General features: G+C 75.9%; 10 protein-coding genes. All 10 read left to right on the forward strand.

Going from position 1 to position 13,427, the window contains the following annotated elements; translation table 11 throughout:
• The first annotated feature begins 36 nt into the window (after positions 1-36).
• The 10 genes from PV343_RS25255 to PV343_RS25300 all read left to right on the forward strand — a co-directional run bounded on the left by PV343_RS25255 (position 37) and on the right by PV343_RS25300 (position 12,511).
• Positions 37-2,421 carry a xanthine dehydrogenase family protein molybdopterin-binding subunit gene (locus tag PV343_RS25255; RefSeq protein WP_319149241.1) on the forward strand — a complete coding sequence of 795 codons (2,385 nt, stop codon included), beginning with the start codon at positions 37-39 and terminating at the stop codon, positions 2,419-2,421.
• A gap of 43 nt (positions 2,422-2,464) precedes the next feature.
• Positions 2,465-4,843: a glycoside hydrolase family 65 protein gene (locus tag PV343_RS25260; RefSeq protein ID WP_319149242.1), complete on the forward strand. Its 2,379-nt coding sequence runs from the start codon at positions 2,465-2,467 to the stop codon at positions 4,841-4,843.
• Between the two features lie 93 nt (positions 4,844-4,936).
• On the forward strand, positions 4,937-5,695 hold the full coding sequence (locus PV343_RS25265) for a LytR/AlgR family response regulator transcription factor (protein ID WP_319149243.1): 759 nt from the start codon (positions 4,937-4,939) through the stop codon (positions 5,693-5,695).
• Between the two features lie 120 nt (positions 5,696-5,815).
• Entirely contained in the window at positions 5,816-6,187 is a 372-nt protein-coding gene (locus PV343_RS25270; protein ID WP_319149244.1) for a hypothetical protein, read from the forward strand.
• A complete protein-coding gene (locus tag PV343_RS25275; protein ID WP_319149245.1) occupies positions 6,184-8,100 on the forward strand; it encodes a cation acetate symporter in 1,917 nt (638 codons plus the stop codon). The genes PV343_RS25270 and PV343_RS25275 overlap by 4 nt, the downstream gene beginning before the upstream one ends.
• Positions 8,097-9,290 carry a sensor histidine kinase gene (locus PV343_RS25280; RefSeq protein ID WP_319149246.1) on the forward strand — a complete coding sequence of 398 codons (1,194 nt, stop codon included), beginning with the start codon at positions 8,097-8,099 and terminating at the stop codon, positions 9,288-9,290. The genes PV343_RS25275 and PV343_RS25280 overlap by 4 nt, the downstream gene beginning before the upstream one ends.
• A 19-nt stretch (positions 9,291-9,309) precedes the next feature.
• Entirely contained in the window at positions 9,310-9,888 is a 579-nt protein-coding gene (locus PV343_RS25285; protein WP_319149247.1) for a DUF6817 domain-containing protein, read from the forward strand.
• Positions 9,889-9,964: 76 nt separating this feature from the next.
• Positions 9,965-10,279: a hypothetical protein gene (locus PV343_RS25290; RefSeq protein WP_319149248.1), complete on the forward strand. Its 315-nt coding sequence runs from the start codon at positions 9,965-9,967 to the stop codon at positions 10,277-10,279.
• Positions 10,280-10,355: 76 nt separating this feature from the next.
• On the forward strand, positions 10,356-11,114 hold the full coding sequence (locus PV343_RS25295) for an IclR family transcriptional regulator (protein ID WP_319149249.1): 759 nt from the start codon (positions 10,356-10,358) through the stop codon (positions 11,112-11,114).
• A 98-nt stretch (positions 11,115-11,212) separates the two neighbouring features.
• Complete coding sequence (locus PV343_RS25300) at positions 11,213-12,511, forward strand: PP2C family protein-serine/threonine phosphatase (RefSeq protein ID WP_415923513.1); 1,299 nt, start codon at positions 11,213-11,215, stop codon at positions 12,509-12,511.
• Positions 12,512-13,427: the final 916 nt, after the last annotated feature.

Consider the following 13,427-nt stretch of genomic DNA (forward strand, 5'->3'; position numbering starts at 1 on the left):
CGGTCGACCGGGTCCGGCCCGCCCAAGGAGGCCCCCATGCCCCCCATCGGCCCGCCCCAGGAGAACCCCCGCCACCGCCTGCCCGGGGACCACCCCAGGGACCCGCGGGACGACCCGATGGCGCGCACCGGGCTGCCGGCCGACGTCCCCGGCGAGGGTGACGGCCTGTCGTACACCGAGCCGTCCCGGGACGACCCCGAAGGTCCGGCCGGGCGGGGCACGCCTGCTGACACACAGCCGGGCGTACGACGGGACGCGCCCCCGGACACACACCCGGACACGCCCCCGGGCGACGACCGCACCGCCGCTGCCGGCTCGGGCGGCGGCCCGAGCGGAGCGCTGGGCGCTCCCGCCGCACGGCGCGAAGGGCTGCTGAAGGTGACCGGCGCCGCCCGCTACGCGGCCGAGTACCCGCTGCCCGGCCGGGCCCACGCCTGGCCGGTGCCCGCCGCCGTGGCCCGGGGCCGGGTCACCGGCGTGGACACCACGGCCGCCCTCGTCCTGCCCGGTGTCCTCGCCGTCCTCACCCCGAGTGACGCGCCCCGCCTCGGCCCGTCGGACGACGGCACCCTCGCCGTGCTGCAGAACCCGCGGGTGCCACACCGCGGCTGGTGCGTCGCCCTGGTCGTCGCCGAGACCCTGGAGACGGCCCGCGCCGCCGCCCGGGCGGTCCGCGTCACCTACGCCACCGAGGACCACGACGTCCGGCTCCGCCCCGACCACCCGGACGCCTACGAGCCGGAGAAGGCCGGCGGAGAGCCGGGCCGGTTCGAACTCGGCGACCCGGAGGGCGCGTTCGCGGCGGCCGGTGTCCGCGTGGACGTCGACTACCGGGTCCCGCCCCTGCACAACCACCCCATGGAGCCGCACGCGACCACCGCCGTCTGGGACGGCGACCGGCTCACGGTGTACACCTCCACCCAGGGCGGCACGACCGTCCGCTCCGTACTCGCCGAGCTGTTCGCACTGCCCGAGGACCGGATCACGGTCGTCGGCGAGCACGTCGGCGGCGGCTTCGGCGCCAAGGGCACCCCGCGGCCCGACGTCGTCCTCGCCGCCATGGCCGCGCGCCGCACCGGCCGGCCCGTCACCCTGGCCTACCCCCGCCACCAGATGCCGACCGTCGTCGGCCACCGCGCCCCCACCCTGAACCGGCTGCGGCTCGGCGCCACGGCGGACGGCCACCTCACCACCCTGCTGCACGAGGTGACCACCCAGACCTCCCGCGTCAAGGAGTACGTGGAGTACGCCGGGCTGCCCGCGCGTGTCATGTACGCCACCGAGCACCTGCGCAGCTCCCACCGCGTGGTGCCGCTGGACGTGCCCACCCCGTCCTGGATGCGCGCCCCCGGTGAGGCGCCCGGCATGTACGCGCTGGAATCCGCCATGGACGAACTCGCCGGCGCGCTCGGCATCGACCCGGTGGAGCTGCGGATCCGCAACGAACCGGACCACGAGCCCGCCGGCGGACAGCCGTTCAGCAGCCGGAACGTCGTCGCCTGCCTGCGCGAGGGCGCCCGCCGCTTCGGCTGGGAGACCCGCGACCCGCGCCCGGCCGCCCGTGCCGAGGGCCCGCTGCTCCTCGGCACCGGTGTGGCCGCGGCGACCTACCCGTTCCAGATCGGCGCCTCCACCGCCAGCGCGCAGGCCCTTCCGGACGGCACCTTCGTCGTCCGGCTGAACGCGGCCGACATCGGCACCGGTGCCCGTACCGTGCTGGCCCAGATCGCCGCCGACGCGCTCGGCGCGCCGCTGGACCGGGTGCGTACCGAGGTGGGCCGCAGCGACCTGCCCCCGGCCCCGCTGGCGGGCGGCTCCTCCGGCACCGCCTCCTGGGGCTGGGCCGTGCACGAGGCGTGCACCCGGCTCGCGTCCCGCCTCGCCGGCCACAGCGGCCCGCTGCCCGCCAAGGGCCTGACGGCCCGCGCCGACACCGCGGGCCGGGCCGACGCCGACAGCCCCTACTCCCGGCACGCCTTCGGCGCCCACTTCGCCGAGGTGACCGTCGACACCGTCACCGGTGAGATCCGGGTCCGCCGGCTGCTCGGCGTCTACGCGGCCGGACGCATCCTCAACGCCCGCACCGCGCGCTCCCAGTTCGTCGGCGCCATGACCATGGGCCTGGGCATGGCGCTCACCGAGGGCAGCACCATGGACACCGCCTTCGGCGACTTCCCGGAGGCCGACCTCGCCTCCTACCACGTGCCCGCCAACGCCGACGTGCCCGACATCGAGGCCGCCTGGATCGAGGAGGACGACCCCCACCTCAACCCCATGGGCAGCAAGGGCATCGGCGAGATCGGCATCGTCGGCACCGCGGCCGCCCTCGGCAACGCCGTCCACCACGCCACCGGGATCCGCTTCCGCGAGCTGCCGCTCACCCCGGACCGGATCCTCACCGGCCTGCTGTCCGAGCGGTGACGCACCCACGAGGCCCCGAGAGGCGGGAAGGGGGACCGGCGCGGTGACCGGACTGCTGTGGGAGTACGACGGCTACGACCCCGCCGAGGAACGCCTGCGCGAGTCCCTGTGCACCGTCGGCAACGGCCGTTTCGCCACCCGCGGCGCGCTGCCCGAGTGCGCCGCGGACGCCGTGCACTACCCCGGCACCTACGCGGCCGGCTGCTACAACCGGCTCACCTCCGAGGTCGCCGGGCGCCTGGTCGAGAACGAGGACATGGTCAACCTCCCGAACTGGCTGCCGCTGCGCTTGCGCCCCGTCGCCGGGGACTGGCTCACCCCGGACACCGTCCCGCCCGCCGAGCACCACCTCGCCCTCCACCTGGACCCGGGCGTCCTGGAACGCCGGACCCGCTACCCGCTCGGCGACGGCGTCAGCCTCCTCGTCCGCCAGCTCCGCCTCGTCCACATGGCCGACCCCTGCCTCGCCGCCCTGCGCACCGACCTCACCGCCGAGGGCGGCACCGTCGAACTCGCCGTCGAGACCGCGCTCGACGGCGGCGTCACCAACTCCGGCGTGGCCCGCTACCAGGACCTGGACGGCCGGCACCTCACCCACGTGGAGACGGGCAGCGACCCACCCGGCGGCACCATGTGGCTGCGCTGCCGCACCCGCACCTCCGGCATCGTCGTCGGCGTCGCCGCCCGGCTCTGCGCCGGCGGCGCCCCGGTGACCGACGCCCACGAGGCCCGCCGGGCCGTCCAGCACCTGCGGCTGTCCCTGGCACCGGGCCGCACGGTCACCGTCGACAAGACCGTCGCCCTGCACACCTCCCACGACCCCGCCCTCAGCGACCCGCTGCGTGCCGCCGTCGACCGGGCCGCCTCCGCGCCCGGTTTCGACGACCTGCTCGCCTCGCACGCCACGGCCTGGGAACAGCTCTGGCGCCGGGCCGAACTCGACGTCCCCGGCGACCCGGGCCGCATCCTGCGCCTGCACCGGTTCCACGTGCTGCAGACCCTCTCCCCGCACACCGCCGACCTCGATGTCGGCGTGCCCGCGCGCGGACTGCACGGTGAGGCGTACCGCGGACACGTCTTCTGGGACGAGCTGTTCGTGCTGCCCTACCTCAACCTCCATCTGCCCGAGGTCTCGCGCGCCCTGCTCCACTACCGCTACCGCCGGCTGGACGCGGCCCGCCACGCCGCCCGCGAGGCCGGCCTGCGCGGCGCCCTGTACCCGTGGCAGAGCGGCAGCGACGGCCGCGAGGAGACCCAGCGCCTGCACCTCAACCCCCGCTCGGGGCGCTGGCTGCCCGATCACACGCGGCTGCAGCGGCACGTCGGCTCGGCGGTCGCCTACAACGTGTGGCAGTACTGCGAGGCCACCGGCGACACCGGCTTCCTGCACACCGAGGGCGCCGAGATGCTGCTGCTGATCGCCCGTCTCTGGGCCGACTCGACCGTCTACGACGAGCACCTGGGCCGGCACCGCATCCGCGGCGTCGTCGGCCCCGACGAGTACCACGACGCCTACCCCGACGCGGACCGGCCCGGCCTGGACGACAACGCGTACACCAACGTCACCGCCGCCTGGGTGCTCGCCCGCGCCCTGGACCTGCTGCGCGTCCTGCCCGAGCCGCGCCGCCGCGAACTCACCGAGGGCATCGGCCTGGACGACGACGAGACCGCCCGCTGGGAGGAGGTCTCCCGCACCCTGCACGTGCCCTTCCACGACGGGGTGATCAGCCAGTTCGAGGGTTACGGCGACCTCGCCGAACTGGACTGGCACGGCTACCGCGCCCGGTACGGCGACATCCGGCGCCTCGACCGGATCCTGGAGGCGGAGGGCGACACCGTCAACCGCTACAAGGCCTCCAAACAGGCCGACGTGCTGATGCTCGGCTACCTGTTCGCACCCGACGAACTGCGCTCCCTGTTCACCCGGTTGGGGCACCGACTCGACGACGACATCTGGTCCGCGACGGTCGACCACTACCTGCACCGCACCTCGCACGGCTCCACCCTCAGCGGCCTGGTCCACGGCTGGATCCTGGCCCGCGCCCGCCGCACCGACGCCTGGGGCTTCGTCCAGGAGGCCCTGCGCGGCGACATCGCCGACGTGCAGGGCGGCACCACCGGCGAGGGCATCCACCTCGGCGCCATGGCCGGCACCCTGGACCTCGTCCAGCGCTGCCTGACCGGCCTGGAGACCCGGGACGGCAAGCTCTGGCTCGACCCGGTCCACCTCCCGGAACTCTCCTCCTACGGCTTCTCGTTGCGCTACCGGGGCAACTGGGGCGTCGCACTGCGCCTCGGGTCCGGCCTTCTGGAGGCCACCATGCCGCCCTGCTCCGGCCGCGCCCCCATCGACTTCCGGCTCCCGGACCGGGTGGTGCGCGTCGGACCGGGGGAGCGGGTACGGATGCGACTGCCGGACTGAGCCGGGGACTCGACGGCGGCGGCCCGGGGGCCGAGGATGCTGCCGGGCACGGCCTGCCGGTGTCCGTACGGAGGCGAGGACGAGGAGGTCCCGGTGGCGCTGCGCGCACTCGCGGTGGACGACGAGGAACCCGCGCTGGAGGAACTGCTGTACCTCCTGGGCGAGGACCCGCGGATCGGCACCGTCCTGCCCGCCCTGGACGCCCGCGAGGCGCTGCACCTGCTCGACCGGGCCCTGCGGGCCGGCCCGGACGCGCCCGAGGCCGTCGACGTCGTCTTCCTCGACATCAACATGCCCGGCCTCAGCGGCCTCGAACTGGCGGGCCTGCTGGGCGGGTTCGCCGTCCCGCCGCTGATCGTCTTCGTCACCGCCCACGAGGACTTCGCCCTGCGCGCGTTCGACCTCAAGGCCGTGGACTACCTCCTCAAGCCCCTGCGCAAGGAGCGCTTCGCGGAGGCCGTACGGCGCGTCGCCGAACTGAGCCGGGCCGGACAGGGGCCGGCCGGCGGCCTCGTCGACCAGGTACCCGTGGAACTCGGCGGGGTGACCCGGTTCGTGCCCATCGCCGACATCAGCTACGTCGAGGCCCAGGGCGACTACGCCCGGCTGCACACCCCGCGCGGCAGCCACCTGGTGCGGGTCGCGCTGTCCACGCTGGAGGAGCAGTGGCGCTCCCGCGGCTTCGTGCGCATCCACCGCAGCCGCCTGGTGGCCCTCGGCCGTATCGAGGAACTCCGCCTGGAGGGCGGCAACCTGAGCGTCAGGATCGGCGACCGGGTCCTCGCCGTCAGCCGGCGCAACGCCCGGGAACTGCGCGACCTGCTGGCCCGCCACGCCCAGGGCGCGCGCTGAACCCGCCCCGCACGCCGGGCCGGGCGGGTGCCGAACCTCGTCCTTCGGCTACCTCACCGAAGGCACGCTGCGTACACTCGCGGCAACACAGGTGATCACCGCGGCGTCGGGGAGTGCGTCATGGGTGCGGAATCCGTCCCACGCAGAGAGGTGGTCACCGCGCGGCCCCGCACCGACCGCGCCGCCCGCCCCCGGCCCCGCCCGGCGGGGCCGCCCGAGCGGACCGGCCACGCACCGGCCTCCGACTCCGCCGTAGCGCGGCTGATGCGCCGTCAGATGCGCGCGGCCCTCACGGCGACCGCCCTGCTCGCGGCTTCCCTCGGCCTGCTGCCCCTGACCCTGCGGGTGCTCGGCCGGACCGGCACCCGCCCGGACGCCCCGCTCGCCGTCTGGCTCGTGCTGGGCGTCGCCCCCTACCCGGCCCTGCTGGCCGCCGGAATCTGGTACGTCCGCCGCGCCGAGCGCAACGAGGGCGACGTGACCGGGCGTTGAACCAGACGTACGCAGTCGCCGGTGTGTCGGCCGTGGTCCTGGCCACGGTGCTCGTCGGCGCGCTGGGCCTGCGCGTCTCGCGCACCACCACCGACTTCTACGTCGCCTCCCGCAGTGTCCCGCCCCGCCTCAACGCGTTCGCCGTCAGCGGCGAGTACCTCTCCGCCGCGTCCTTCCTCGGCGTCGCCGGACTCGTCCTCGCGCACGGCGCCGACATGCTGTGGTTCCCCATCGGCTACACCGCCGGCTTCCTGGTCCTCCTCGCCTTCGTCGCCGCCCCGCTGCGCCGCTCCGGCGCCTACACCCTCCCGGACTTCGCCGAGGCGCGCCTGGAGTCCCGGGCCGTCCGCCGGATCGCGAGCGTCCTCGTGGTCGGCGTCGGCTGGCTCTACCTGCTGCCCCAACTGCGCGGCGCCGGACTGACGTTGAGGCTGCTCACCGGTGCGCCCGGCTGGTTCGGCGGCCTGGTCGTGGCCGCCGTGGTGACGGTGGCCGTGGCCTCCGGCGGCATGCGCAGCATCACCTTCGTCCAGGCCTTCCAGTACTGGCTGAAGCTCACCGCGCTGCTGGTGCCCGCCGTGTTCCTGCTGCTCGCCTGGCGTGCGGACCACGCCCCGGCCCCGGCCTGGGACGAACGCCCCGTCTTCCAGCGCTCCACCGAGGTGCGCACCGACGCCACGCTGCGCCTCACCGTCCAGGAGCCGGTGCGGATCACGGCGACCGGCACCGTCGACGGACGCGCCCTGCACGGCGGCCCGCTCACCCTCGACCCGGGCCCGCACCGGATCGGCCCCGCCACCACCCTGCGCTTCCCGCCCGGCGCCCGCGTCCCGCTGCCCGCCGCCGGGGACGGCCGGGCCGCCGCGTCCGGCTGGGCGAACCCGCTGGCGGCCGGCCGCGAACAGCACAGCCTCTACGCCACCTACGGCCTGATCCTCGCCACCTTCCTCGGCACCATGGGCCTCCCGCACGTCGTCGTCCGCTTCTACACCAACCCCGACGGCCGCGCCGCCCGCCGCACCACCGTCGCCGTGCTCGGCCTGCTCGGCGCCTTCTACCTGCTCATCCCGCTCTACGGCGTGCTCGGCCGGCTGTACGCGCCCGACCTGCTGCTGACCGGCGACGCCGACGCGGCGGTCCTGGTCCTGCCGCAGCGGCTGATCGGCGGTGTCGGCGGCGACCTGCTCGGCGCGCTCGTCGCCGGCGGCGCCTGCGCGGCGTTCCTGTCCACCGTCTCCGGGCTCACCATGTCGGTGGCCGGCGTGCTCGCCCAGGACGTGCTGCCGGCCCTCGGCATCCGGCACCACCGGCTCGCGACCCTGCCGGCGATCGCGGTGCCCACCGCCGCCAACACCGTCGTCAGCCACCTGCCCGTGGCCGACGCGGTCGGCCTCGCCTTCGCCGTGTCCGCCTCCTCGTTCTGCCCGCTGCTCGTCCTCGGCATCTGGTGGCGCGGACTCACCCCGCCCGGCGCGATCGCCGGGCTGCTCCTCGGCGGCGGCACGGCGCTCACCGCCGTCACGGTGACCATCGCCGGCGGCGCCCGCTCCGGCCTGCTGCACACCCTGCTGGCCTGGCCCGCCGTCTGGTCCGTCCCGGTCGGCTTCGCGGCGATGGTCCTGACCTCCCTGGCCACCCGCGTCCGCACCCCCGCGAGCGCGTCCGCCACGATGGCCCGCCTGCACCTGCCGGAGGCGACGGGCGGGGGAGGCGGGAGGCAGGCGGGGAGGCAGGCGGGGAGGCAGGAGGGGCGGCAGACCGAACGGCGCGATTCCGGGAGGAGGGCGGTCACGCGGCACCCCTACGATCCCGAACCGCACGGAACCGAACGGGGCGTCCCCGACCCCGACCCGGACGACCCCGGCCCGCACGCCCCCGACCCGCGCGATCCCGGCCCGGAGCCCGCCGCATGAGCGCGCTCGGGTGCGTCGTGCTGGCGCTCGCCGCGCTCGCGCTGTTCGCCCTCGGCGCCGCACTCGGTCACGCGGGCGCCCGCCGGCAGCACGAGAACCCGGCGGGTCCCGGCACCCCGGTCGAACGGGCCACCTTCCACACCCTGCACACCGCCTCGCTCGCCGCACCGCCGCTGCGCGCCGGCCTCACCCCCGAGACCGCCCGCAAGGCGGCCCGGCGGCTGCGCCCCCTGCTCGGCACGGTCGCCCTCGCCCTGACCGACGAGGAGTCCGTGCTCGCCTGGGACGGCGTCGGCGACCACCACCGCGCCGAGACCGAGGCACACCTCGCCCACGTGCTGCGCACCGGACGTGCCCAGACCTTCGCGCTGTCCTGCGGCAACGACACCTGCCCGGTCCGCTGGGGCGTCCTCGCACCACTCGGCGTCGACGGCCGCGCCCCGGGCGCCCTCGCCGCGTTCGGCGACGAGGAGTCCGCCGTCATGGTCCGCGCCGCCGCCGAGGTGGCCCGCTGGGTCTCCGTACAGCTGGAACTCGCCGAACTCGACCGGGCCCGCTCCGGCGTCATCGAGGCCGAGATACGTGCCCTGCGCGCCCAGATCTCCCCGCACTTCGTCTACAACTCGCTCGCGAGCATCGCCTCGTTCGTCCGCACCGACCCCGAGCGCGCCCGCGAACTGCTCCTGGAATTCGCCGACTTCACCCGCTACTCCTTCCGCCGGGGCGGCGACTTCACCACCCTGGCCGACGAGCTGCGCTCGATCGAGCAGTACCTCGAACTCGCCCGCGCCCGCTTCGGCCGCCGCCTCGAGGTCACCCTGCGCATCGCCCCCGAGGTACTGCCGGTCACCCTCCCGTTCCTCTGCCTGCAGCCCCTCGTCGAGAACGCCCTCAAGCACGGCCTCGAGGAGTCCGTGGACCGTGGCCGCATCACGATCGTCGCGGAGGACGAGGGGACGGAGGCCCGGGTCGTCATCGAGGACAACGGCGTCGGCATGGAGCCGCAGCGGCTGCGCGACCTCCTGCGCGGCCGGGGCGACCCCTCCGCGGGGATCGGCCTGAGCAACGTGGACATGCGCCTGCGCCAGGTGTACGGCGACGATCATGGCCTCGTCATCGAGACCGGGGTCGGCGCCGGCACGAAGATCACCGTCCAGATTCCCAAGTTCCGCCCCGGCATCGTCCCGTGACAGGAAGGACCCGCGAGCCGTGAACCCGCACCCGCCGCCACCGCAGACCGAGGCCACCGCCGCCGACCGCGCCGTCGCCCTGCTGCGCGAACTCGGCGCCGAGGACGTCCCGCACCCCGGCGGCACGCTGCTCGCCCACCTGCTGCGCGTGCGGGAGCTGCTCGGGACGTGGGGCGCGCGGCCCGCCCTCCGGCTCGCCGGTCTCTGCCACGCGTTCTACGGCACCGACGGATTTCCCACCGCACTGCTGCCCCTGGACCGCCGTGCCGACCTCGTGGCGGTGATCGGCCCCGAGGCCGAGGCGATCGTCCACCTGTACGCCTCCTGCGACCGTGGGGCCACCTACCCGGACCTGGGCCGGCCCGACGGCGCCTTCCACGACCGCTTCACCGGCGCCCCCCACCTCCCGGAGCCCCGGGCACGGCGTGACTTCGCCGAGCTGTCGGCCGCGAACGAACTCGACCTCGCCCGCCTCGGCCCCGCCTTCCGCGAGCAGTGGGGACCCGGACTCCTCACCGTGTTCACCCGCGTCCGGCACCTGCTGAGCGCCGAGGCGTGGCAGGACTGCCGTACGGTCCTGGCGCCCTCCACGCCATGACCGGGCCGACCGGGCCCGTAGCGGGAAGGGGCGGGCGGGACGGTACGACCCGCCGTCCCTCGGGAACCCGGCCCCCATGAGCACCGCACACCGGCCACAGCGGGACGCGTCCCCGGCCGACCGGCGGGTGGTCGAGCGGCTCGTGCCCGTCTGGCTGCGGGAGACCGAGCGCCATGACGCGGACGCGGCCCGCCGGGCCCGCGAAGGGTGGGAGCACGGAGGGCTGTCCGGGCAGGCCGCGCAGGACCTGGCCCTGTGGGTGACCGCCCGGATCACGGACACCGGGTTCAACGAGGACGAGGGCCCCGACGTCGACGGCCCGGCCCGCATCACCCCGGCGGACGAGGCGAGCGTCCAGCGCCGGCCGGCCGCCGGGGGCCACCCGGTCTGACCGGGCCACCGGGTCTGACAGGGAGGCGCACGGCCCCTGCCTTGCCGGTGCCGGGTGCCCGGAGGACGCTGTTCGTATGAGCGCGGACGGCGGACCCACGCTGATCACCTCCGTGCAGCGGGCCTTCCGCCTGCTGGAGGCGGTGAGCGCGCACGAGAACGGCGCGCCCGCGAAGCAGCTGGCACGGGAGACGAACCTGCCCCTGGCCACCGCCTACCACCTGCTGCGCACCCTGGTCCACGACGGATACGTCCGCAAGCTGGACGACGGCGGCTTCGTCCTCGGCGACCGGCTCAAGTCGCTGCACGCCTCCGGCCGGGCGCAGACGCTGCTCAGCCGGATCCGTCCGGCCCTCGCCGCCCTCAGGGACGAACTGGCCACCGCCACCTACCTGACCTTCTACGAGGAGGGCGAGATCAGGGTCGCCGAGATCGTCGACGGCCCCCGGACGCCGAGGGTCGACCTCTGGGTGGGTTTCGAGGACGCCGGACACGCCACCGCGCTCGGCAAGTGCGTGCTGCGGGAGATGGACCGGGAGTCCCGCCGGGACTACCTCTCCCGGCATCACCTGGCCGACCTCACCCCGCGGACCGTCACCAGCGCCACGGAACTGCTCCGCAGGCTGGAGGACTCCCCGCTGGCGCCGGCGGTGACCGACCTCGAGGAGTACACGCTCGGCACGGTGTGCGTCGCCGTGCCCGTGTACAGCGGGGACATGATCGGCTCGCTCGGCGTCTCGCTGCCGGTGGAGCGCCACGCCCGGCTCCAGGACATCCGGGCCCGGCTGCTCCCGGCCGCGGACCGGGTGACGAGGGGCCTGTCGCTCACTATCTGAAATTCCGCGCCTTGTGGGGCGCCCGGCCCAGCCCGTTTCCTAGGTGAAACGGTCATTCCGGGCATGCGCCCCGTACAGGTGAGGACTGCGGACGAGAGATGATCCAGGCCCGACACCATCGCAGCGAGCACGGGCCGGCACGGTCGTCCGGACACCGGTGGACCGGCCCCCTGCCGGCGGCCCGCCGGGCGGCGATCCACCGGGCGGCGGCCCGCCGGGCGACGATCCACGGGGCGTCGGCCCGCCGGGCGACGGCGCGCCGCCGCGCCGCCGAGCAGTTCGCCGCCGTCGCGCCGGTCCTGCCCGGTCTGCCGGTCCTCCCGGTCCTGGTCGTGGCCGTCGTCGTGCTCGTCGGCGTCGTCGGAGGTGCCGGGGTGGTCTGGCTGCCGCTGCTGGCGGCCGGACCCGCGCTGGCGGCGACCACCAACGGGCCGCGCGGGGTGCTCTGCGTCGGACTGCTGGCCGGGGTGCTGGGCGCGGCGCAGGGCCTGCGGGACGAGGTGCCCGGCCATGAGCTGGCCGCCGTGCTGGCCGCCCTGCTGGCCGTCACCGCGGCCAGCGGTCTGGCCAGCGGGCTGCGCGGGCGCCGGGAACGAGTCCTCGCCGCGGTCCGCTCGGTCGCGGAGGCCGCCCAGCACGCCCTGCTCAAGCCCGTCCCGGAGACGGTCGGCCCGTTCCAGGTGGCCGTGCGCTACAGCGCCGCGGCGGCGGAGGCGCGGATCGGCGGGGACCTCTACGCCCTGGTGTCCACCCCGTACGGGGTGCGGCTGATCGTCGGCGACGTACGCGGCAAGGGGCTGCCCGCCGTCGGCACCGCCGCCCTCGTGCTCGGCGTCTTCCGCGAGGCCGCCTACGACGAGCCCGACCTCCTGGAGGTGGTCGGCCGCATCGAGCGGAGCCTCGCGCGCAACCTCGGCCCCGACGACTTCGTCACCGCCGTGGTCGCCGGTTACCCGCGTCCTGGCCGTCTCGAGGTCGTCAACTGCGGACACGCGCCGCCGCTGCTGATATCCGCGTCCCGGGAGGTCGCGCCGGTGGAGCCCACCCACCCCGCGCCGCCGCTCGGCCTGCGCGCCCTCTCCGGCGAGTCGCCCCGCCTGCAGTGCCTGCCCTTCGCCGACGGCGACCAACTGCTGCTCTACACGGACGGCGTCACCGAGGCCCGCGATCACTCCCGCGCGTTCTACCCGCTCGCGGAGGGCGTGGCCCGCCATGTCTGCGAGGAACCGGCCCGCACCCTCACCGCCCTGCACGACGAACTGCTGACCCACGTCGGCGGCCGCCTCCACGACGACGCGGCCCTCCTCCTGCTCCGCAGAGGAACGACCCAGGTCCCACCTCCGACCGACCCCCCGCCCACGCCGACGACCCCCGAGCCGGTCACGGACGCGGCATGAGGGGGGCTGGGGGCTGGCGTGCTGGCCCCGCAGCGGCGTGCACTGGTGGCCGGTGCGAGCGACGGCGGAGGGCGGGGAGGGTGGGCGTGCGGGCGGCATTGCAGGCCGGGTCGCGTCGAGCATCGGGAAGCCGGGCCCCGGGGGCCCGGAGGCGGGAGGGCCAGAAGACTGGGCGCGGCCGGGCGTCGGGGGTGTGAGCCGCGCTCCGAGGGCCGGTGATGGTGGGACAGCCGGACGCTGGGGCTGCGGAAACTGGGCGTCGGGGGGCGCGAGCCGAGCCCTACGGGGAGCGAGCCAGGCTCTGAAGGCCGGGTGATGGGGGAAAGCCGACCGCTGGGCAGTGGAAGCCGGAGGGCGGGTCGGGGGCCGCGTGGGGGCGGCGAGGCGGGCGCTGGGCTGCTGGCGCCGTGCGGCGGGGCGCGGGCCGCGTGACGGTGGTGGGCCAGCCGCTGGGCTGTGGAAGTCGGAGGGCGGGTCGGGGGCCGCGTGGGGGCGGCGAGGCGGGCGCCGGGCTGCTGACGTGGGGCGTGGGCCGCGTGGCGCGGTGGTGGGCCGGCCGCTGGGCCGCGGGAGCCGGGCGGCGTGGGGGTGGCCAGGACGGCGTTGGGCTGCTGGCGCCGTGCGGCGGGGCGCGGGCCGCGTGACGGTGGTGGGCCGGCCGCTGGGCTGTGGAAGCCGGAGGGCGTGGCCGGGGGCCGTGTGCGGGTGGCGAGGCGGGCGCTGGGCCCGCTGGCGCCGTGGGGGCGTGGGCCGCGTGGCGTCGGTAAGCCTGCCGCTGGGCCGCGGGAGCCGGGCGGCGTGGCCGGGGGCCGTGTGGGGGGTGGCCAGGCCGGCGTTGGGCTGCTGGCGGCGGGGGGGCGGGCGGTGTGGCGGTGGTGGGCCGGCCGCTGGGCTGTGGAAGCCGGAGGTCGGGGTC

The organism is Streptomyces sp. WI03-4A (assembly GCF_033792105.1).
In the GTDB taxonomy this organism is placed as follows: domain Bacteria; phylum Actinomycetota; class Actinomycetes; order Streptomycetales; family Streptomycetaceae; genus Streptomyces; species Streptomyces collinus_A.

Coding starts and splice junctions, on each gene's coding strand:
- PV343_RS25255 (WP_319149241.1), top strand. CDS start 37: ATGCCCCCCATCGGCCCGCCCCAGGAGAACCCCCGCCACCGCCTGCCC.
- PV343_RS25270 (WP_319149244.1), top strand. CDS start 5,816: ATGGGTGCGGAATCCGTCCCACGCAGAGAGGTGGTCACCGCGCGGCCC.
- PV343_RS25280 (WP_319149246.1), top strand. CDS start 8,097: ATGAGCGCGCTCGGGTGCGTCGTGCTGGCGCTCGCCGCGCTCGCGCTG.
- PV343_RS25290 (WP_319149248.1), top strand. CDS start 9,965: ATGAGCACCGCACACCGGCCACAGCGGGACGCGTCCCCGGCCGACCGG.
- PV343_RS25295 (WP_319149249.1), top strand. CDS start 10,356: ATGAGCGCGGACGGCGGACCCACGCTGATCACCTCCGTGCAGCGGGCC.
- PV343_RS25300 (WP_415923513.1), top strand. CDS start 11,213: ATGATCCAGGCCCGACACCATCGCAGCGAGCACGGGCCGGCACGGTCG.